The organism is Nostoc sp. (assembly GCF_036917615.1).
In the GTDB taxonomy this organism is placed as follows: domain Bacteria; phylum Cyanobacteriota; class Cyanobacteriia; order Cyanobacteriales; family Nostocaceae; genus Nostoc.
On sequence record NZ_JBALCZ010000011.1, the window covers coordinates 85,059 to 106,869 of the forward strand.

Consider the following 21,811-nt stretch of genomic DNA (forward strand, 5'->3'; position numbering starts at 1 on the left):
TCACTCAGATTCGTCTGCGGAACATATTCCCAAATGCTATCTGCAAACGCCTGTGATTTCGCAGTTAATTTCTGCTTACGGCTTGGTAGTTAATATTACTAAAGCTATGCTACAACCAAATACAGATGCAGAAGGATGCTTTGATATTGAACTGCGGGCAACACTGCCACAAATCTGTAGCGGTCTGGCTTACCAGGAATCCCTGAATCTTAGAATTGTGGGCAAGCCGAATGCTGACGGCGATAGCTAGTTTTGCTGAAATAATTTAAATTTCGTAGTACCAAATTTCTTCTTCTCGCAGCACAATTCGATGCAGGGAAAGACGATCAATCAAGCCCTCTTGCTCAAACTGCCCAAGAACACGAGTGATGGTAACACGAGTTGAACCGAGCATTTCCGCCAGGTCTTCATGAGTCAGACGCATATCTATTAAACGTCCCTTCTCAACTTCCGAACCAAACTTTTTGGATAACCATGCCAACAGCTTGATGAGCATAGTATCCACTTTTTTATGGCTACGAATGATCATCAATTCTTGAGCCTGTTGGATATGGGCAAGTAGAGTTTCTGTTAGTTGAGTCCACTCGTTTAGAGGTAAGATTGTCACCTCCACTTTAGTTAGGCATTCCATCTGATAAGGTTCTAATTTTGACAAAACCTTACCAACGACATCTCCAGGGCCCCACAATCCCAGAGCGACGGTTGTACCATCTTCCAGATAGGTAAAAGTCCGCACAAAACCCGTTTCAATCTTCCAAAGGCCGTTTTGATGCTCTGGCAGAAATGACCTACGGGCGAAAATTTGCTTAGTATTATTACTGCTTGTGCTCGAAACGCTTGTGTACAAAGACACCATATTATATAACACTATTCTCCGATAAATTAACCGTAGTATTATATTTATATCAGGTTCTAAGAGCCTATGGGTATTTTAAACAGGAGACTGCGGAAGAAGCAGGGGAGCATACTTTGACACTTCGGCATGGTTCGACACTTCGACAAGCTCAGTGCATCGCTGCGCTCAGTAACCAGGGGGGCAGGGGGCAAGGGAGAGAATAATAAAATTACCTCTTTCCCCTCTGCTCCCTGCTAAGAGCCCCTCTGCCTCTTCCCAATGCCCCATTCCCTAAATTCCTGCACCATCAAGAAAATCTTCAATTATCCCATCAGAATTTTTGCTCTTAGGATTGTCGGTTGGTTCGTCGTCAACCTCAGTTGGGGACAAACTTGATTGATCTTCCTCTTCCAACTGCTCGAACTGTTTCTCTAGAACCTTGACACGTTCAAATAAAGCGCGGATTACTTCAGCTTCTACGTCACGTACTTTATCATGATCCAGAACATTAGTAGGTAAGTTGTTTTGACGAGTTACACGCCCTGGAATCCCGACTACGGTGGTGTTACTGGGCACGTCTCGCAGCACCACAGAACCGGCTCCAATCCGGACGCGATCGCCAATTTGAATATTTCCCAAAACCTTCGCACCCGTTCCCACAACTACATGAGAGCCTAAAGTTGGATGGCGTTTGCCGCTTTCTTTGCCAGTCCCGCCAAGGGTGACACCTTGATAAATTAGGGCATAGTCACCCACGATCGCAGTCTCACCAATCACTACTCCCATACCGTGGTCAATAAACACTCCCTGACCAATTAATGCGCCAGGATGGATTTCAATTCCGGTTAAAAACCGACTAATATGAGAGATAAACCGAGGGATGAAGGGAATTCCCATTTTATGCAGCCAGTGTGCCAATCGATGAAACACTAGGGCATGAAGTCCAGGGTAACAGAACAATACTTCTAGCCAGTTACGGGCTGCTGGATCACGCTCAAAAATGGTTCGCAAATCAGTTAGTAGCATACTCAGTTGAGATTTTCGTTGGTAAGTGAGGCTCTGAAAACAGAAACTCAGGATAATTCCCACAAAAAGATTAAATCATTCATGGGAATTGTGTAAGATAATAATCTACGGTAAGTCGATAGGATAAAGTGTTTTTGTGGGTAATAAGTGGGATGCTATCACATTCCACACTTTCAGAAAAATTAATTTCGCATAAACTGCGATAAGTCCCTCAATTCACCGTAGTATATTGAGTACAGTCTTGAATAGCCAAAACTACGCTCTCTTGGATCTGTCTTCCAAAGTGGAATACGCGCTGCTGGCACTCTTAGAACTGGCAAGCCACCACGGAAAAAAACTTCCTTTAACCATGAGCGAAATCACTGCCAAGCAACCTATACCAGAGCGCTATTTGGAACAAATTTTGACCAACCTCCGGCGTGCTGGTGTGGTGCAGAGTCAACGCGGCTCTAAAGGAGGTTTCGTTTTAGTTCGTGAACCTTGGCAGATCACAATACTTGAAATTGTCACTTTGGTCGAAGGCGAGCGGAAAGAGAAAGATACCTCTGACTCTTCCACTCTAGAAAAGACTCTGGTATATGAAGTTTGGGAGCAAGCCAACGCTGCCTCAATTGAAGTTTTGGGGCGCTATACACTCCAAGACTTGTGCCAGGAAAGAGAAACTCGCGCCCAGCAAAGTCCGATGTATTATATTTAGACACGACGGAGTACTCACATGCAGATAGCAAAAGATATCACAGAGTTAATCGGACGAACTCCTTTAGTTCAATTAAACAAGATTCCCCAAGCTTCGGGAGCGGTTGCTCAGATTGTGGTGAAGCTAGAAAGCATGAATCCAGCATCTTCTGTGAAAGACCGGATTGGCGCGAGTATGGTGGAAGCGGCAGAGGAAGCAGGCTTAATTCACCCCGGAAAAACTATTTTAGTGGAGCCGACTTCTGGGAATACAGGAATTGCGCTGGCGATGGTGGCGGCCGCTAAGGGTTACCATCTTATTCTAACGATGCCTGACACAATGAGCCAGGAAAGACGATCCATGCTCAAAGCTTATGGCGCTCAATTAGAGTTAACGCCAGGGGTAGAAGGGATGCGAGGAGCGATCGGTCGTGCAGAGCAGATTTTAGCTCAAACGCCCAATGCTTATATGTTGCAGCAGTTCCGCAACCCTGCTAACCCGAAAGTTCACGCCCAAACCACAGCAGAAGAAATTTGGGATGATACCGATGGACAGGTGGATATTCTCGTGGCGGGAGTAGGTACCGGTGGAACGATTACGGGAGTTGCAGAAGTTATTAAAGGGCGGAAGCCGAGTTTTCAAGCGATCGCAGTTGAGCCAAGTAACAGCCCAGTATTAGCAGGTGGTAAATCGGGGCCTCACAAAATTCAGGGGATCGGCGCGGGATTTGTCCCAGCAATTTACCGTTCAGAAGTGGTGGATGAAGTGATTCAGGTAGCGGATGAGGAGGCGATCGCTTACAGCCGTCGCCTAGCAAAAGAAGAAGGATTGCTATCAGGGATTTCTACTGGCGCTGCTTTATACGCGGCTATTAAAGTGGCACAGCGACCAGAAAATGCAGGTCGCCTAATTGTCATGATCCAGCCTAGCTTTGGCGAACGCTACCTCAGTACCTCACTGTTCAAAGATCCAGAGGAGAATGAGTGGTTGAGTAAAGTTTGATTCCATATAACAATTTGAGATTTCAGATTTTAGGGACTGACAAAAATGAGCAGACGTAGTGATGGACGGTGGAACAAAATTTAATGCTTCCAGTAAATTTATTTTCATTGAAAAGGTAAAATTACTTGCCTTCAACAGCTTATAATAGCGAGGTAAGAAAAGACCAAGTAGGTTATCTAGCGTGGTTTCAATTAGCAACGCTGTGATAATCGCAAGAAGGCGGTGATCGTTCATACCTTCTATCTTCTTGAATAGTTCAGATAGTTCGTTCTTACGCAAGAGATAATAAAAAGGTTTCCTGAACAAGCTATCACCAAATTTTCCATTAAATAGCCCGCGCACTTCTTCATTGTTTTCAGTCATATATTACCTCTTTTTTGCAGCGAACTAGTTTCAAACACCAAGGGTAAACTTCTCAAATAGGGTTAGTTATATACTAGAATTTTTGCCAATTTCATCGGTACTTTCATTATTTTTCACCAAAATCATCAAACACAAACAACTAGCAGCTAGCTTTATTAAGCTTAAAGCTCCACTTTTTAATACAATAAAAGCGCCTAATCCTATAAGAACAAAAGGCACAAGATTATTAACGTAACGAGTCAATACATCAGCTATGACTCTGTTGTTAGTCAATTTGTATGCAGCGTAGCACCAAACTCCTAACAATAGAAAAAATAATCCGATAATTACCACAAAACTCTCTAAGTTACTACTAGCAAATAAAGGCACGTAAACACTAATATTATCGCTACCATTGGCAATTGTTACGGCTGCCACACTATAAGCTTGGGGAGAAAAAAAACTAGTAATTGTTGATGCTTCCGTTTCTTCTGTTGCAGCTACAACTTCTTTTGATGAATCTTCTTCCCGATTCACTAAGCTACTGATACCTATGGATATTGGTAGTAAACCAAGTAATCCAATCCAGCTTTTTGATAAAACTAACCCACCAAATAAACCAGAAAGACTAAGGATTAATAGAACTGTAAAACCTAGAAATTGACCAGCAACTATATGCCGGGGGCGAAAGTTAGCATTTATTTGAGAAAAAAACAACAATAGAATGACAATATCATCAATATTAGTGGCAATGAATGCAATTGCCCCTGTAGTAATTGCAGTAACTAACTCGTTCATATTTTAAGAGAAACATAGACATGCTTTTATCTTGGAAGGAGCATCTCACCTTTGATCTTATATTTAATTGTAACCACCTACTTAGCCCCTCACACTTAACATTTACCTCCTGACAAGAGCGTGGTCAGATTGAATATCAAACCAGTGAATATCTTCAGGGGGTAATGTCAGTGTAATATCCTCGTTACTCCAATTTTGGTCTGTTGGCAACAAAGCACGGACTGTAATGGCTTCAGTTTGTGAACCTTCAACCCTGACACTCACTAAATAGTGCATACCCAAGTTTTCTACTAGATACACTTGTCCTTGGATAGTTTGAGTATCACCTAGTTGGGCAATGCGAACGTTTTCTGGGCGGATACCTAGCACAATTTGGGGTGGTACAGTTGGTATATCTGGCAGAGGCACTTGGAAGTTCCCTAGCATGGCGTATCGTTCCTTACAAGATAGAGTCAGCAAATTCATCTGAGGACTACCAACAAATCCAGCCACAAATAAATTAGCTGGATGGTTATAGATGAGTTCGGGTGGGTCAAGTTGCTGAACATAGCCATCGTTGAGTAAAGCTACTTTCGTGGAGAGTGTCATCGCTTCTGTTTGGTCATGGGTAACATAGACCACAGGGACTTTCTGAACTGCAAAAATTTGCTTGAGGTCGGCTCGGACTCGTTCCCGCAAAAGTGCATCCAAATTACTTAACGGTTCATCTAGCAGATACACATCGGCATTACGCACTAAGGCCCGACCAACCGCAACACGCTGTCGCTGACCTCCAGACATTTGACCAGGCTTGCGGTTCATTAACTCTTCTAGTCCTAAAATTTTTACCACTTCTGCTACTCGCTGTTTAATTTCTACAGGTGGTACTTTTTTTAGCTTGAGTCCAGAAGCGAGGTTTTCGTACACTGTCATGTGCGGATAGAGTGCATAGCTTTGAAATACCATTGCGATGTTGCGATCGCCTGCTGACTTATAGGTGACATCCACCTCGTTGATTTTAATCTGACCACGAGTAGGTTCTTCAAGACCTGCAATCATGCGTAGAACAGTGGATTTGCCACAGCCAGAAGGCCCAAGTAAAGTGAGAAACTCATCGTTATCTACTGTTAAGCTAACGTCTTTGACAGGGACGACTTTGGAAGTATAAGTTTTATTCAAGTTTTTGAGTTCGAGTTTAGCCATTTTTATTTTTATCCTTTGACAGCACCAGCAGTCAGACCTTGGACAATCCGGCGCTGGAAAAACAAAACTAGTAAAACCAAAGGCAACGTCCCTACAACAGTAGCAGCGGCGATCGCACCGTAGGGAATTTCAAATACTGTTGCACCACCTAACTGAGCAGCAGCAACCGGAATCGTCTTCATCTCTTCACGGGTCATAAACGTTAGAGCGAAAATAAACTCGTTCCAGGCAAAAATAAAGGTGAGAATTCCAGTAGTCACTAAGGCGGGAAGGGTCATGGGCAGCACGATTTGCCACAGTAGTTGAAAGGTGTTGTAGCCATCGACCCTAGCAGAATCTTCTAAGTCTTTAGGTAATTGTTGGAAAAAGCTTCTGAGTACTAGAATTGTCAGGGGCAAATTTATGGCAGTGTAGGGTATAATTAGCGCTAGATAGTTGTTACCCAATCTAAGGGCTTGGATAATTTCTAACAGTCCCAGGAACAAGAGAATTCCAGGAAATAAAGTCACCATCAGAACGCTGGCGAGGATAGCTTGTTCACCCCAAGGGCGTAACCGTGCCAGTGCATAAGCAGCGGGTGCGCCGATCGCTAAAGCTAAAGCTGTAGAAATAATCGACACAAAGGCACTGTTGAAGATGTAGCGCCAAAATGGACGACGAGTGAATAACTCAATGTAATGACTAAAAGTGAATCGCGTAGGGAAATAAACAGTGGGAACAGCGGCAATATCTTCGTTAACTTTAAATGAGGTTAGTAATTGCCATAGGGCTGGCGCGAGGCTAAATAACATTACGAATGCAACTGCTATTAGCAGCAAAATTTTTTTCACAGAAAATCTGGTTTTTGCTGTTGGTTGTGGAGTTGAACTCATGGGTTAAATAACTCCTGATGTTTTGGCACGGTATTTATTAAGCAAGAAACTAGCGATCGCCACCGCAGCAATTAATATTAGAAATGTCACTACTACCAGGGCTGCTCCATAACCAAAATCTAAGTAGCGCATCACCGTGGAATAGATGTATAGCGACACTACTTCAGTTGCACCACCAGGACCACCCCCGGTCATCACAGCAATCAAGTCGAAAATCCCGAAAGCTTGAGCAAATCGAAATAGGACTGCAATTAAGATTTGTGGCAGCAGCAGTGGCAAGGTAATATTGCGGAAGCTTTGCCAAGGATTTGCCCCATCAACAGAGTAGGCTTCGTAGAGGTCTGCTGGTATTGACTGCAAGCCAGCCAACAGCAGAATACTGATAAAGGGTGTAGTTTTCCAAACATCAGCAAAGATCGCTGCGCTCATCGCCAGAGTGGGATCTCCTAACCAGTTAATTCCAGTTTTAATCAGCCCTAACCGCCGCAGAATGTCGTTTACAATCCCAAATTGGTCGTTAAAAATCCAAGCCCATGCCAGACCAATCAGAGCGGTAGGCAAAGCCCAAGGTAGAATCGCAGTTGTCCGTACTACGCCCCGTCCAAAAAACGCCTGATTGAGAACTAGAGCAATCAAGAGTCCTAGCAGTAGTTCTGAAAGCACGGATGCTGTTGTGAACACGGTCGTAGCCCACAAACTCTGCCAGAAACGACCATCCCCTGACATCCGCAGATAATTGTCCAAACCAGAAAATACAGGTTGTAGTTCTGTTCCCAAATTCCTAGTAAATACACTTAACCAAAATGCTCGTAAAATCGGGTAGGCAAATACAAACAACAACAGCAATAATGCTGGTGTTAGTAAGATCCAAGCAGTCCGTTGTTCCCGACTTCGGAGTGTATGTAAATTAGTCATTTGTCATTTGTCATTTGTCATTTGTCATTTGTCATTTGTCATTTGTCATTTGTCATTTGTCATTTGTCATTTGTCATTTGTCATTTGTCATTTGTCATTGGTTATTAATTCTTCTCCCCCTGCTCCCTGCCCCCTGCCCCCAACAGTCGGCGCGTTTCATTAGCAGCAGCTTGCATTGCTCGTTCCGGATTTATCCGACCGGATAGCGCAGCGCTGAGATAACGCTGCAAAATATCCGATGTTTGGTCATATTGCGCGATCGGCGAACGTAAAACTGCATTGTCCACAACCTCTAGTAACTGCGGATAGTGAGGATATTTGGCAACAATCTCTGGGTCTGTAAATAAATCCCGGCGACTTGGCACATAGCCTGCACTCAAAATGAATCGGCGCTGTGCCTCCCGACTGGTAAAGTACTGAATTGCTTTCCAAGCTTCTTCGGGATGTTTAGAAGATTTAGCAATCCCTATACCCCAGCCTCCTAAACAAGCTGCACCAGTCTTACCAGGAGCATGAACCATCGGTTTAATCGCAATTTTGCCTCGGATTGGCGAATTCTTTGCTTGGGCTAAAGGCCATGCATAGGGCCAACTACGTAAAAACGCTACTTGACCACTTTGGAACAAGCGCCGGGTGTCTTCTTCCTGGTAGGTTGTGACTCCAGGAGGAGAAACGCCCTGGCTGACGGTACTACGCAAAAACTCAACGGCCTGTAATGTTTCTGGCCTATCCAGCCCCACCTCGAAGGTTTCAGGATTAACCCAGAAGCCACCAAAGCCATTAAGGACTTCCACAAACATTGCTACGAGTCCTTCATATTGCCGTCCCTGCCAAACATAGCCCCAATTCACTTGGTCTTTCTTCTGCAAGGTAAGGGATATTCGGATCAAATCCTCAAAGGTTTCTGGTGGTTCCAATCCTGCTTCTTTGATTAAATCTTCCCGGTAATAGAGCATTCCCACGTCGGAACGCACGGGAATGCGGTACAGCTTGTTCTGGTAACGTCCGCCTTCTACATCCTTGGGTGAAAATGCTGCCAACTCCTGCTTGGAAATGCGATCCTCTAGGGGTAGCAACCATCCAGCAGCAGCAAACTTGGGCGTCCAGATCACGTCCATATTCACCAAGTCATAAGGGGATTCACCTAAGATAAAAGATGAGGTGTACAGGTCTTCGAGCAAATTTGTGGCATTTGGCCCCTCAACTAAGTTAATCCGAATTCCTGGGTTCTCAGCCTCAAAGTCTTTAATCAAACCCTGCTTCCAAGGTTGGGCATCAGGGGCAGTAATTAACATATTAAGGGTAACTGCTCGTTGCGAGAGTGCTACCCAATTGAACAATATGATCCCCAACAGAATTGCCAGAAAAATCCCTATATGTAAAAAACTTTGTTTTTGGATAAATTTTTGCAACTTGTTTTTTGGGTTTTGATATAACATGATCAATGTAGCGATCGCTAGTGACAATAATTCTATATAGCAATCCTAAATCAGTTGTGAAAACTATCGAACCGCCAAGCCGCCAAGAGCGCCAAGAGAAGAAACAGAGAATTTCATAAATCATTTAGGACTGCTATAGTTATCTTTTAAGGCAACTGTACAGCCTGTTTGCGAGGCGCAACTATTCCTACTACTTCTTGTTTCTGCTTTTCTTCTTAGATTATACTCTCCTGGTAGTAGCAAAAAGGGATAAGGTAGCAAGACCCTTAAGTTCTCAATAAGCTGAAAAATAGTCGCATTAATCGCTGCTTATTGACAGATATTTAGGCGTAGGCGTAGCCCGCCGCAGGCATCGCTTTGAGTCTCTTAAACTAAACCAAACGATAAATGCTGATTTTTTCGTTGGTTCTTAACATTGGTTGCAATCAACAGTAATTTAGATGCGTTTGTCCTGCTTAGACAATGACCGTGTTAAATTTAACTGCAATAGCTATGATTAACTTTTCGTTACATACTGGTAAATTTTCCTGCCGACTTACTTGTGAGGATAATTACTTTGTCATTTTAAAGTTTAGTTATACCAGAAGGTTAAAAAAATTCGTAATTGAATTAGTTGGTAATTTAGACTCCAACTTTCTTCTAGACCCCCAACAAATATAATTTGCTGGGGACTTAAATCTAATAATTACGAATTAGTTAATTTGGTATGGTGATAAATCGTAGGTTCTAAAAATCCAGCATGAGTAAGCTAGGGACAACCTTCAGTGAAGCGATAATTGCCTTTATAGGCACTAACATAGATGACATCATTATATTGTTAATATTTTTTTCACAGGTAGATGTTAATTTTCGACGACGGCATATCTTACTCGGTCAATATCTGGGTTTTACAGCCATTATCATCGCTAGCTTACCAGGATTTTTTGGTGGCTTGGTCGTACAGCGAGAATGGATAGGATTGCTAGGACTGCTACCAATAGCAATTGGGATTCAACAATTAGTATATAGAAAAGAAGAAACTATAACAGTTCAGACAGTCAGCAGTGATTTTAGGCAGTCCACACCTACTAACCCGGTATTGTCTTTTATTTTGAGTGTTTTGCATCCCCAAACCTATAAAGTGGCAGGAGTAACTGTTGCTAATGGTGGTGACAATATTAGTATATATATCCCTTTATTCGCTGGTCATGATCTTGCCAGCTTGGGAGTAATTCTAAGTATATTTTTTGTCATGGTAGGGGTTTGGTGTGCGATCGCTTATTTTTTAAGCCGTCAACCTACGATTGCTTATATTTTAAGTCGCTACGGTAAAGCTATCGTACCTTTTGTGTTGATTGGCTTGGGTCTGTTCATTATGTATGAGCGAGGTACATTTACTCTACTGCCTTGGGTGAGAAGTTAATCAATGTTGGATTTGGAATTGAAAATCTAAAATTGGTCACACCTGATGAACTAATTTCCAACTCACCATCATCAAGATGGCGTAAATAATAAACCGTAGTGGGCGTTGTGGAGCTACCTGGCAGATTTTAGCACCTAGTAACACCCCTGGCACAGAGCCTAGCCATATAGGCACTACCAGACTCCAATCAACCGTTCCCAGGCTGAGGTGACCGAGGGCTGTAAACAGCAGCAAAATTGCTGCGTGTGAAATATCTGTACCCACTAACTTCCGGGCATCAAGCCGGAAAAACCCAATCAGCACTAGGGCAAACATTGAACCTGATGAGACGCTAGTTAGACCAACTAAACAGCCTAAAATTGCTCCTAAAGTGATTGTCAGGATACGACCCAAATTAGTTTCTAAGTCTAACTTTGGTAGTTCAGGTAAATTAAATTTGGGGAAAAAAGTTAATAACAACAATTGCACTAGTGCTAATACTGTAACTAGCAAAATCATCCCGCCAAGCAAACGGAGCAAGATGTTATCCAGGTTATACTCACCTGTACGTTTAATTAAGTGCAAAATCCCCACCCCGGACAGTGAGCCTGGAACACTCCCAAATGCCAGCCATTTGACAACTTCTGTATCAAGGGTTTTCTGTTCCCAATGCTTGACGCTACCAACAATCTTCATCAATGTGGCAGCCACAACATCAGAACTCACAGCGATAGAAGGCGGAACCTGAAAAACAAAAATCAACATTGGGGTGATGAGAGAGGCTCCGCCAATTCCCGTCAAACCAACGATGATGCCAACAAAAAAGCTTAAGAACGGTAGTAATAAATAGTGCATACTCTTCGGGGGTTTCAAGTACAATCAGATTGAACTGAAAGTCAGCTAGAGCTTCACTGCTAGAGAGCCGCAACCCAGCCGAACTATAGCCCAGTGCCAGACAGAGCTAGGGGTAGTAACTTATTGTGTTTATCAAAGGATGAGTGATACAAAGGTTATCCAGCTAAAAGTTGGGGTAGAGGCTTCCTGGATAACTCAAAACCGGTCTGGAAGTTTTGGAAGCATGACAACTGGGATTTAGCTAAAACAGACTTTGATAAATATTTATCGGTCAGTTGCTCAGATCAACTCAACTTCTAACTGGTTTTTCTGTGGTTTTACATATAAAAGCCGGTAAGGCGATAAACTTACCGTATTTTAATAGTAAACATGATTAAACGTCCAGCGTATTCGCGTTGTATATCGCTAGATTATCTGAACCCTTGACTTGCAAGCACCTATCATGCTATTATAATCAGACCATTCGGTCGGTAATATTTGATTTACAGCAATTTTCAATTCAATAAACTACACTACTTCCTACTCTCCGTAGTCCATTCATCTAATAAATCGCTGTAATGTCCAAAGGTGAAGAAACAAAAAGCAGAATTCTCTATCAAGCAGCCGAACTGTTTAACCAACAGGGATATGCAGGCTCATCAATGTCAGACATCATGCGTGTTACTGGATTGCAGAAAGGAGGAATTTACAATCACTTCCAAAGCAAAGATGATCTCGCGCTACAGGCTTTTGACTTTGCGATCGCACGCATCAACCAGCATACTAGATTTGCATTACGAAGCAAACGCCACGCAGTAGAACGCCTGCAAGCAATCATTGGCGTATTTAGTAGCTTCGCAGAAAATCCACCTATCAAGGGAGGGTGTCCACTGCTGAATACTGCTGTGGAGAGTGATGATGCTCATCCAGCGTTGCGAGAACGTGCTCAACAGGCGATGAACTCTTGGCTGAATCTGATTCGTCGAATTATTGAAACGGGAATTGAAAAGGGTGAAATTCACCCGGAAGTGAGTGCTGATGAAATCGCTACCATCATAATTGCAACGCTAGAAGGAGCCGTAATGATCAGCAAGCTTTATGGAGATTCAATTCACATGCACAGGGTAATTAATCACCTGAATCAATACTTGGAAACTCACCTTTAAATGTATGGTAAAAATCAAGGTATATGGTTTAGGAGACAAATTAAATCCTGTTAAAACGGAGCTATCAAATATAATCCATGTCTCTGTTATTGAGGTTTTACAGCTTCCGCCTGAAAAAAGATTTCACCGCTTTTTTCCACTGAATCAATCAGATTTTTACTATCCAACTGATAGATCAGACAATTATCTGATTATCGAAATTAGTATGTTTGATGGACGCTCGGTGGAAACAAAAAAACAGTTGATTCGCCTGCTGATTAAAAATATTAATGAACAGTTAAATATTCCTGTGTACGATATTGAAATCACAATTTTTGAAACGCCCAAATCTAACTGGGGAATTAGAGGTTTACCTGGCGATGAGTTAATTTTAAAATACAAAGTAGAAGTTTGAAACCATTATGGCTAATGCAATACGCTTGGGTTAAAGCTAAAAACCAAAACCAGCGTAGGTTTGGTTTCACTACCCTGCGGGAAGCCGCCTCCGGCGTCTAGGTTCAACCCAACCGACAAATATCCCTAACCCAAACGTATTGATGGCTAATGGGTTATTAGGCAATTAATAATTACCTGTAGTTAAAAGAGGTAAATAATTTTAATATTTTACAAACCGAGCAGTCTTAAAAACAATTTATCGAGATAAATAATGCTAGTAAATAACAACTTGCATAGACCATTAGAAGTAATATTAGCAATTCCTGTAAAAACATACGACATTGACTTTATGGGAATCGTTAGTAATATTGTCTATATCAGATGGCTAGAGGATTTACGTTTAAAGTTTTTAGATGAACACTGGCAACTCAATCAACAAATTGAGCAAGGATATACACCGATTCTAGCTGGAACGGAAATTCAATATAAACGTCCAATAAAGATTATTGATCAAGTGATTGGACGTTTATGGCTGAGTAATTTAGGACGGTTGAAGTGGACTGTGCAAGCTGAAATTTTATCTAACAATGAGTTAGCAGCAGTGGCTACCCAGAAGGGTGGTTTTGTTAGTTTGCAAAATAATCGTCTTATTCCCATTCCAGAGGAATTACAAAAGAAATATTTGGAGTATCAAAAAGTGAATCGGAAAGATCATTTATAAAGTAATACGCTTGAGTTAAGAGGTTGTTTGAAAAGTGTTTCACTGTGACTTTAGGCACTTCTAGATCCCCCCTAACCCCCCTTAAAAAGGGGGGAACCGGAATCAAAGTCCCCCTTTTTAAAGGGGATTTAGAGGGATCTAAAACTTTTAATACCGACAAGAGGACTAAAGGAAAATGACATTCCCTTGCTGAAAATTCTGTAATCAGCCTATTTGCTACGGATGTTGTAAGAACAACTATTTATTGCGATTACCGACGTTAATCAATTTTCAAATACACCAATTTACTTAGCACCAACTAATATACTTTCGATGTCTTCTAGCTGCACCACTCCTGAAAAAGTTGGACTATTAATTACAAAGAATGGTGTGCCAGGAACACCCAATTTTTCAGCTAGCTGGATATCTTTCTTAATTGCGGGAGTGGCAAGAGTCAGATCGCGTTTAAACTTACCTAAATCCAGATTCAGTTTTTTAGCAATATCTAAATATAACGCCTCACCTAGTTGCTTTTGATTAGTAAATAGCGCATCATGATATTCCCAAAATTTGCCTTGCTGATATGCTGCCCAAGCCGCTGTCGCAGCTAGCAATGCTTCAGCATGAATTGAAGTCAGCGGAAAATTCTTGTAAACTAATCTTACTTTATCTGGATACTTTACTAATAATTGTTTCAGGGTTTTATGCGCCTCAGCACAATAGGGACATTGAAAATCTGAAAATTCTATTAACACAGTTTTTGATTGACTTGAACCTGTGGTGGGAGACTTATCAATTACTGTTTGAGGATTCTTCTTTAAATCCTGTAAAAATGCTTGCTGTGCTTGTTTTACTTTCTGTTGTTGTTGCTGCTGATAGCCTTGAACAGATTCAATAAGTACCTCTGGGTGTTCCCGGATAATTTGTAATACTTGCTGTTCCAGTTGCGGATCAATGCGGCTAGCAGCTTGTGCAGGAATTGACCAGGTAACAACCAAACATAGCAGACCTATTGCTGTCCAAGTACGCAGATACTGAAATAAAGGACTAAACCAATCAAAAAATATACCCATACAAAACACTCATAAATATTTTTTATCTAACTGATAGACGCGCAGTCGCTTCGACTTAGGAGTACACTCCAATTTAAAATCCCATAATTAAAGTTATGGGAATTTTATTTTTACTTATTAAAAAGATCCAGCAATCATTCCAGCAAGTAAAATAAAACCAATCCAGACGTTTTGCCGAAACATTTTACCATAAACAGGATTAGGTAAGTCTAGCTGTCTTAATCGCAGAGACTGCCAAACCCATCCGATAGTAGCAACTGCAAGGCTAATCCAGAAGGCTAAGTGCAGATCTATGAGTACACCTAACCAAGCCAATAACAAGATTGTGCCAGCAAAGAAAATTCCAATAACTACAGGGGCATAATTCCCAAAAAATAGAGCGCTAGAATTAACACCAATGCGGCGATCGTCTTCCTTGTCGCTCATGGCGTAAACTGTATCAAATCCTAATGTCCACAGTACAGTCGCGCCCCAAAGTAACCAAGTTGGCTGGGAGATGGTTTGTGTCACTGCACTCCAGCTAATTAACACGCCAAAACCCCAAGCGATGGAAAGCACCAGTTGCGGTACAGGAAACACCCGCTTTGCACCTGGATAAAGCAGAATTACAGGCACTGCTGCTACACATAACCAGAAACTCAGGGGGTTAAGATAAAAGGCCAGGACTGCTGCACATGCTAGCGAGACTATAGCGACTACAATCCCAACTTTCACAGACAGGGCGCGAGAAGCTAGGGGGCGATCGCGTGTTCTCTCCACTTGTGGATCAATGTCCCGATCCCATAAATCATTGACAACACACCCAGCCGCACTCGTGGCCAGAGTACCCAATATAATTACACCAACCAGAGGTAAAGGCGGTTTACCAGAAGCTGCCAAAAACACAGCCCAAAGGGCAGGAATCATTAGAATTAACCGTCCTTCTGGTTTATGCCAGCGCAAAAGCCGGATAATTACAAGCCAAACTGGTTGCTGGGGGCGTTCTGGCGTCGTTAACATAGAAATCAACAAATAACTTTAGATAGATGAATTCACACATCTTTACATCTACAGAATAACGTTATTTTATATTTGTAAAAATATGCCTCTATTCGCCGAATTATGCCAACGATACAGCATCAATCCAGTAGATAACAGGCTATTTTCTATTTTATATTTCTAATTCACACATCTTTACATCTAGAGAATAACGTTATTTGTTATTTGTAAAAACATAACCCCAAGTGGCAACTTAAAATATCTTTAAATAGTCACTACGGTTAGAAGCAGTAGGGTGAATATACTTAGCTGAGTTCCCCCCGACTAAAGATGAAGAGTGCTGAGTATTTTTTAATTAACTCAGTACCTAGCACCCAGTACTCAGTTTGAGCAAGTGTGTTGCAACAAATATCAGCGCCAGCTACCCCGACATACCACCGTTTGCCATTTCTTATAAAGAGAGAAAACTAGATGCTGAATTTAGTTGCTTCGGCTAGCTGGGAGAGTGTTCCAACTCAACCAACTAAGCAAGACCGGATTATTGCTGCCATTGACCTGGGAACAAATTCTCTACATATGGTAGTAGTGAAGATTGACCCCATACTACCAGCTTTCAGCATTATCGCCAGAGAAAAAGAAACCGTCAGACTTGGCGATCGCAATCTTAGTACTGGGGAACTCAAACCGGAGATAATTAAAAAGGCGATCGCTGCTTTAGGACGCTTCCAAGAAGTTGCCAAAACTATTAATGCTGAAACAATCATTGCGGTGGCAACTAGTGCTGTGCGGGAAGCCCCCAATGGGAAAGATTTTTTGCACAAAATAGAAACGGAGTTAGGTTTAAGCGTTGACTTGATTTCTGGTCAAGAAGAAGCGCGACGAATCTACCTTGGCGTACTATCGGGGATGGAATTTCACAACCAGCCCCACATGATTATTGATATTGGCGGTGGTTCCACAGAATTAATTTTGGGTGATAGTCACCAAGCACGTACTCTCACCAGTACCAAAGTGGGTGCAGTGCGACTCACTAGCGAGTTAATCACCACTGACCCAATCAGCAACACCGAGTTTCAGTATCTGCAAGCTTATGCACGCGGGATGTTAGAACGTTCCGTGGATGAGGTACTAACAAACCTCGAACTTGGGGAATCTCCGCGTTTAGTGGGTACGGCGGGCACAATTGAAACCCTGGCGATGATTCATGTACGAGAAAAGTCAGGTGTCATTCCTTCCACTCTCAATGGTTACCAGTTCAGTCTTAAAGACTTGCGAGAGTTGGTAAATCGCTTCCGGAAACTGAGTAACTCAGAAAAGGCTGCGATTCCGGGTATGCCAGATAAGCGCCCTGAAGTTATACTCGCTGGCGCAGTCATATTACAGGAAGCAATGACCCTTTTGGGTAGTGAATCGGTCACAGTTTGTGAGCGTTCTTTAAGGGAAGGCGTAATCGTAGACTGGATGCTAACCCACGGTTTAATTGAAGATAAGCTGCGTTACCAAAGTTCAGTTCGGGAACGGAATGTTCTAAAACTAGCTAATAAATACCACGTCAACTTAGAATATAGCGATCGCGTGGCAACATTTGCCCAGAGTTTATTTGACCAAACTCAAGGTACACTACATCACTGGGGATCTGACGAGCGACAACTGCTGTGGGCAGCTGCAATATTACACAATTGCGGTCATTATATCAGCCATTCGTCTCACCACAAGCACTCTTACTATCTAATTCGCAATGGGGAATTACTCGGTTATACAGAAACCGAGATTGAAATCATTGCCAATTTAGCGCGTTATCATCGCAAATCGCCTCCCAAGAAAAAACATGAAAATTACCAAAATTGGCTGACTAAACATCAGCGACAAATGGTCAGTCAATTGAGTGCAATTTTAAGATTGGCAGTGGCATTAGATAGACGACAAATCGGTGCGATCGCCCAAGTGCAGTGTGAGTATTATCCACAATTGAGGCAGTGTAATCTGCTAATATTCCCATCTCAACCTAATGATGACTGCGCCTTAGAACTCTGGAGTTTAGATTATAAAAAAGGAGTGTTTGAGGAAGAATTTGGAGTAAAATTAGTAGCGAGTTTATAAAAGTCTAGCGTTGCTAACTTCTCCTAGAAATTAGGGTGCGTTAATGCTGTATAACGCATCTGCTGAATCAAGTATAAGCGTATATATATGCGCTTATACAAATTATCTGTAAATTACGCATCTGCTTTCAAAATTTCAGTTAATTCTCATATACTTTTTCATCATACTTAAGTATGAATTTAAAAACTAACTCAAGAAATATTTTAAAAACACAAATTAGGACTTAGACTAGAATTAACAATCTATTTAGTGTAGGTTATGTTGCTATAGGATATCTAAGCCGGGAAAACTTAGGTATCCTTTTATGAAATTTCAATCAAGCAGGCTAAATTGCTCAGTTTTCTGCACTGGAGAATATTCAGGCTTCAGCATATAGCTTAGATTTCTTGATTAGACCTCTTGCAAAAGTCAAAAAATGACGAATATCATTCTGTTCGCGCAGCGTTACCGCAGGGTACGGAACGTAGTGGAGAGAAGAATCTCACTACTTTGTTTCGCTCTGCTCAACATGACAATTTAAGCATTTATGCAAGAGGTCTATTGTGAGAATTTCTCAGCTTTGAGAGCTATGATCGTTATCAAAGCTTGAGGGAAAAAATCTGATAAATTTATCTGTAACAACTTCTCTTACTAAAACTGTACCTAAGTTAAGTTACGATGTGTTGATTGAGAATCAACAAGATGGTAGGGTTAGTGCGACAGTGCTAGGCTTGCCAGATATTAAAAGCTCTGGTGCGACAAAAGAAGAAGCGTTAGAGAAACTCATTCAACTTTTACAAGAGCGAAAACCAGAAATAGTGACTTTGGAAATTGAACCTCCCCAAACCGAACATCCTTGGATGAAATTTGCGGGAATGTTCAAGGATGATTCAACTTATTTGTTTATAGTAAAAAACTTCAGAGTAATATTATTAGCTTCCCAGTATTCTTTGGCTGAATTTAAAATATCCAATGCTATTTGATACTGTGTCGGTTCAGCTTGAGCAAATATTTCAGCATGGTCATACAATATCACGTATCTCTCAGCCGGACACCATGTTAAATCGGTGATACATTCATCAAAAGCATCCCAATTAGCACCAAAGTATGTAGGAAATTGCATTGCTTCAGCAGCTTTACTTAAAAATGTTTCTTTGCTACTAATTTTTTTACCATCAAGATAAAAAACTTTAGTTCCTGGTTCTGCGGCTATTTGTTCCACTGCTTCACGTATACCTTATTTTACGTCTATTGAAACATTTAGGAATTCACTCATATATTCTTCCTTAGTTATCACGACTACTAGATGACTTCTTGAAACCTATTGTGTAGCCGTATTGGTTGATGATGCAAGCTGCCAAATCTTGATAGTCTTGTCATCACTCCCACTGGCAAGGATTTGGCCATCTGGACTGAAAGCTACGGAAGTAACATAAGAGGAATGCCCCAGAAGGGTGTAGATTTCTCTTGCCGTGCCTACATCCCACAGTTTGATAGTCCTGTCATGACTCGCACTGGCAAGGGTTTTGCCATCTGGGCTGAAAGCTACGGAATAAACATAGTTGAAATGCCCTTGCAGGGTATGGATTTGCCCTCCTGTTGTCATATCCCACAGTTTGATAGTCTTGTCACGACTCCCACTGGCAAGGGTTTTGCTATCTGGGCTGAAGGCTACGGAATGAATCCGGGAGGAATACCCTTGTAGGGTATGGATTTGCCCTCCTGTTGTCACATCCCATAATTTGATAGTCCTGTCACGACTCCCACTGGCAAGGGTTTTGCTATCTGGGCTGAAAGCTACAGAATAAACATAGTTGAAATGCCCTTGTAGGGTATGGATTTGCCCTCCTGTTGTCATATCCCACAGTTTGATAGTCTTGCCACGACTCCCACTAGCAAGGGTTTTGCTATCTGGGCTGAAGGCTACGGACTGAACCCGGGAAGAATGCGCTTGGAGAGTGCGGATTTGCCCTCCTGTTGTCACATCCCACAGTTTGATAGTCTTGTCATCACTCCCACTGGCAAGGCTTTTTCCATCTGGGCTGAAAACTACGGAATCAACATAGGAGGAATGCCCCTGAAGAGTGGAAATTTCTCTTCCCGTGCTTACATCCCACAGTTTGATAGTCTTGTCACCACTTCCACTGGCAATAATTCTGCCATCTGGACTTAAAGCTACGGAATGAACAGAGCCGGAATGCCTTTGCAGAGTATGGATTTGCCCTCCTATTGCAACATTTTCTATAATTTTATCTGCGGCAAAAGCTTCAGGTTGTGATGTTGATACAGAAAAAGCAGATTGTTGTTTTGGTCTAGCAAAGCTAGGAAATATATCAATACCAAGTTTTGTAGAGCGATCGCACCAATAACACTTACCATAAGTTTGGCTGTAGTAGTGGCTGTCTACCTTTCCACAGATAGTTAACTCATTAACAGCAAGTCTCAGCGCCTTTACCCAATCCCCAGCAGTTGGGCGCAAGTTAGAATTTTTATAACCATCATTAAAGCATCTGAGAAAACATCGCTGAACCTCTGGGTGAATAATCTCAAGAGGAATTGTCCTTTCTACAGGTTGAATCAAACGGTTTGGTGCATACAGCCATAAACCCTGACGGATAAGTTCATTAGTTTCTGGAGTTTCCCCCGCACCTATCCACTTTCCTGCAAAAGGAGTTTGACCACCAAACAACAACTGATAGATAATGACTGCTAACCGGAAGCGATCGTGTACTTCAGTTTGCTCAATGCTAGAAAAATCTTGATCAATCAGTTCCGGTGGTGTAAAGCCCTCTGAACCAACTAGACAACGATAAACCTTATTATTTTTTGGATTCCGAACCTGAAAGGAGTCAGTATCAATAATAGAAGGTAAGGCGCGATCATTTACAAGAATATTTTGCGGCTTGATGTCACCCACAACATAGCCAGAAATGTGAATTTCTTCAATAATTGAGGCGATATTCAGCGCCGTTGTGTGGAGAAAACGCCAATCAACATCAAGTTTTAAAGTCTTACGGCGCTTGAGGTTGTAAACATCAATAAGTTCTTTTCCCTCCTTAATTTCCGGCATTAAAAAGCCCACGCAATTAGCCTGAGCATCTTTCAGTACCGACTTAGGCCAAGCAAAAGAAATATGATTGAGATCAGAGTTTGGCTCTTTGGGTCGGTGCGCTATCATCACCGCCAATTTTTGCACATGCTCAGGAGTTGGCGAGTGGTAAATTTTTGCTAAGTAACCATTGCGATTAGTTCGCCAAACCTGACCTTCACCACTATCAGCTATTAATTCACCCAGCAAAGTAATCGATTGACCCGTACTGGCACAGGTGAGAACTGTCATCGAATTTTACTCTCTATCAAACAAGCATAAAAGTAAGGTTTTATCATCATCAGTGCGAGAATTTAGCCGTTCAGAGTTGAGAAATTCTATTAAATATTTATCTTCTTTCTCTGGATTAACAGTATCATGCAAGTATTCCTCGAAAGGTTTAAAGAAAGGTGGGAAGGGTTTCCAGTCGCTCAAGCGAATTGCTACTTTTTCCAGTCCATCAGTGGAAGCACAAATAAACTCTTGTTTTTCTAAAATAATTTCTACCTGCATTTCTTTTACTGCATTTGTTGAGGTGATAAAAGTCGTTTCATTGATGAATTCACCTTTATTTGGCTCAAACAACAGTTGATATTCTGACTCTTGGGAACGTACCACAATAAATCCATCCCCAATTTGCATAGCTGCAATCCAGTCAGGAGTCGCCACGAAAACCAACAACGTACAAGCTAAATCATTGACAGAATAATTTCCTTGGGCTGCTTGATTATGTAACTTTTCAAGAGCTATTTCCAGAATCTTAGCAAACAGTTTATGAACTTCTTCTTTGGACAGTGGTTGAGAAAAACCTTCTTCTAATTCTTCTTGCTTCTGAGGAGATTCATTAATATCAGAAAAGCATTTAAGTACCGTTTCTACCGCCAACTTAGAACCAATATCAGAATATTTTGCACTACCAGCACCATCGGCAACAGCGCCTACAATCACATCATTAAAGATGCGATAATCCCCATAATCTTGACAACGTATCCCCTGGTTTTGATGACTTGTTCCGATAGCGTAACGTGCAACAGCTTTCCAATTCACAAA

At 41.9% G+C, this 21,811-nt stretch carries 22 protein-coding genes; 8 read left to right on the forward strand and 14 right to left on the reverse strand.

Annotated features, from left to right (window positions below; all coding sequences use genetic code 11):
* Positions 1–52 precede the first annotated feature (52 nt).
* Positions 53–250 (forward strand): NIL domain-containing protein, encoded by a 198-nt coding sequence (locus tag V7K85_RS01770; protein WP_334810953.1) that lies wholly within the window; start codon positions 53–55, stop codon positions 248–250.
* A 15-nt stretch (positions 251–265) separates the two neighbouring features.
* On the opposite strand, the gene V7K85_RS01775 is transcribed toward V7K85_RS01770, so the two are convergent.
* Positions 266–856 (reverse strand): Crp/Fnr family transcriptional regulator, encoded by a 591-nt coding sequence (locus V7K85_RS01775; RefSeq protein ID WP_334810954.1) that lies wholly within the window; start codon positions 854–856, stop codon positions 266–268.
* Between the two features lie 270 nt (positions 857–1,126).
* Positions 1,127–1,861: a serine O-acetyltransferase gene (gene cysE / locus V7K85_RS01780; protein WP_442940532.1), complete on the reverse strand. Its 735-nt coding sequence runs from the start codon at positions 1,859–1,861 to the stop codon at positions 1,127–1,129.
* Between the two features lie 214 nt (positions 1,862–2,075).
* Here cysE and V7K85_RS01785 point away from each other — a divergent pair, with 214 nt between their 5' ends.
* On the forward strand, positions 2,076–2,558 hold the full coding sequence (locus tag V7K85_RS01785; RefSeq protein ID WP_273769587.1) for an RrF2 family transcriptional regulator: 483 nt from the start codon (positions 2,076–2,078) through the stop codon (positions 2,556–2,558).
* Positions 2,559–2,576: 18 nt separating this feature from the next.
* Positions 2,577–3,539: a cysteine synthase A gene (gene cysK / locus V7K85_RS01790; RefSeq protein ID WP_334810955.1), complete on the forward strand. Its 963-nt coding sequence runs from the start codon at positions 2,577–2,579 to the stop codon at positions 3,537–3,539.
* Here cysK and V7K85_RS01795 read toward each other — a convergent pair.
* The 6 genes from V7K85_RS01795 to V7K85_RS01820 all read right to left on the reverse strand — a co-directional run bounded on the left by V7K85_RS01795 (position 3,492) and on the right by V7K85_RS01820 (position 9,087).
* A complete protein-coding gene (locus V7K85_RS01795; protein ID WP_334810956.1) occupies positions 3,492–3,902 on the reverse strand; it encodes a hypothetical protein in 411 nt (136 codons plus the stop codon). The genes cysK and V7K85_RS01795 overlap by 48 nt on opposite strands.
* A 66-nt stretch (positions 3,903–3,968) precedes the next feature.
* The gene (locus V7K85_RS01800) at positions 3,969–4,679 is read right to left on the reverse strand and encodes a cadmium resistance transporter (protein WP_334810957.1); all 711 of its coding nucleotides are present in this window, start codon (positions 4,677–4,679) and stop codon (positions 3,969–3,971) included.
* A 102-nt stretch (positions 4,680–4,781) separates the two neighbouring features.
* Positions 4,782–5,861, reverse strand: coding sequence for an ABC transporter ATP-binding protein (locus V7K85_RS01805; RefSeq protein WP_334810958.1), 1,080 nt, complete (start codon positions 5,859–5,861; stop codon positions 4,782–4,784).
* A gap of 8 nt (positions 5,862–5,869) precedes the next feature.
* Positions 5,870–6,733 (reverse strand): carbohydrate ABC transporter permease, encoded by an 864-nt coding sequence (locus V7K85_RS01810; RefSeq protein WP_334810959.1) that lies wholly within the window; start codon positions 6,731–6,733, stop codon positions 5,870–5,872.
* A 3-nt stretch (positions 6,734–6,736) separates the two neighbouring features.
* Entirely contained in the window at positions 6,737–7,648 is a 912-nt protein-coding gene (locus tag V7K85_RS01815) for a carbohydrate ABC transporter permease (RefSeq protein WP_334810960.1), read from the reverse strand.
* Between the two features lie 104 nt (positions 7,649–7,752).
* Positions 7,753–9,087 (reverse strand): ABC transporter substrate-binding protein, encoded by a 1,335-nt coding sequence (locus V7K85_RS01820; protein ID WP_334810961.1) that lies wholly within the window; start codon positions 9,085–9,087, stop codon positions 7,753–7,755.
* 739 nt (positions 9,088–9,826) lie between these two features.
* Here V7K85_RS01820 and V7K85_RS01825 point away from each other — a divergent pair.
* Positions 9,827–10,489: a cadmium resistance transporter gene (locus tag V7K85_RS01825; RefSeq protein ID WP_334810962.1), complete on the forward strand. Its 663-nt coding sequence runs from the start codon at positions 9,827–9,829 to the stop codon at positions 10,487–10,489.
* A 36-nt stretch (positions 10,490–10,525) separates the two neighbouring features.
* Here the strand turns inward: V7K85_RS01825 and V7K85_RS01830 are convergent, their stop codons facing one another.
* A complete protein-coding gene (locus V7K85_RS01830) occupies positions 10,526–11,323 on the reverse strand; it encodes a sulfite exporter TauE/SafE family protein (RefSeq protein WP_334810963.1) in 798 nt (265 codons plus the stop codon).
* Positions 11,324–11,880: 557 nt separating this feature from the next.
* Between V7K85_RS01830 and V7K85_RS01835 the strand changes: the two genes are divergently transcribed.
* From V7K85_RS01835 to V7K85_RS01845, 3 genes are all read left to right on the forward strand, one after another.
* Complete coding sequence (locus tag V7K85_RS01835; protein ID WP_334737549.1) at positions 11,881–12,468, forward strand: TetR/AcrR family transcriptional regulator; 588 nt, start codon at positions 11,881–11,883, stop codon at positions 12,466–12,468.
* Positions 12,469–12,472: 4 nt separating this feature from the next.
* A complete protein-coding gene (locus V7K85_RS01840) occupies positions 12,473–12,862 on the forward strand; it encodes a tautomerase family protein (protein WP_334810964.1) in 390 nt (129 codons plus the stop codon).
* 252 nt (positions 12,863–13,114) lie between these two features.
* A complete protein-coding gene (locus V7K85_RS01845; protein WP_334810965.1) occupies positions 13,115–13,564 on the forward strand; it encodes an acyl-CoA thioesterase in 450 nt (149 codons plus the stop codon).
* A 284-nt stretch (positions 13,565–13,848) separates the two neighbouring features.
* Here the strand turns inward: V7K85_RS01845 and V7K85_RS01850 are convergent, their stop codons facing one another.
* On the reverse strand, positions 13,849–14,616 hold the full coding sequence (locus tag V7K85_RS01850; protein ID WP_334810966.1) for a DsbA family protein: 768 nt from the start codon (positions 14,614–14,616) through the stop codon (positions 13,849–13,851).
* A gap of 117 nt (positions 14,617–14,733) precedes the next feature.
* Positions 14,734–15,615, reverse strand: a complete 882-nt coding sequence (locus V7K85_RS01855; protein ID WP_334810967.1) for a 4-hydroxybenzoate solanesyltransferase — start codon at positions 15,613–15,615, stop codon at positions 14,734–14,736.
* 450 nt (positions 15,616–16,065) lie between these two features.
* Between V7K85_RS01855 and V7K85_RS01860 the strand changes: the two genes are divergently transcribed.
* On the forward strand, positions 16,066–17,694 hold the full coding sequence (locus tag V7K85_RS01860) for a Ppx/GppA phosphatase family protein (protein ID WP_334810968.1): 1,629 nt from the start codon (positions 16,066–16,068) through the stop codon (positions 17,692–17,694).
* A gap of 874 nt (positions 17,695–18,568) precedes the next feature.
* Here V7K85_RS01860 and V7K85_RS01865 read toward each other — a convergent pair.
* From V7K85_RS01865 to V7K85_RS01875, 3 genes are all read right to left on the reverse strand, one after another.
* Positions 18,569–18,895, reverse strand: coding sequence for a barstar family protein (locus tag V7K85_RS01865; RefSeq protein WP_334810969.1), 327 nt, complete (start codon positions 18,893–18,895; stop codon positions 18,569–18,571).
* A 99-nt stretch (positions 18,896–18,994) separates the two neighbouring features.
* The gene (locus V7K85_RS01870; protein WP_334810970.1) at positions 18,995–21,013 is read right to left on the reverse strand and encodes a protein kinase domain-containing protein; all 2,019 of its coding nucleotides are present in this window, start codon (positions 21,011–21,013) and stop codon (positions 18,995–18,997) included.
* A gap of 6 nt (positions 21,014–21,019) precedes the next feature.
* Entirely contained in the window at positions 21,020–21,808 is a 789-nt protein-coding gene (locus V7K85_RS01875) for a PP2C family serine/threonine-protein phosphatase (RefSeq protein ID WP_334810971.1), read from the reverse strand.
* Positions 21,809–21,811: the final 3 nt, after the last annotated feature.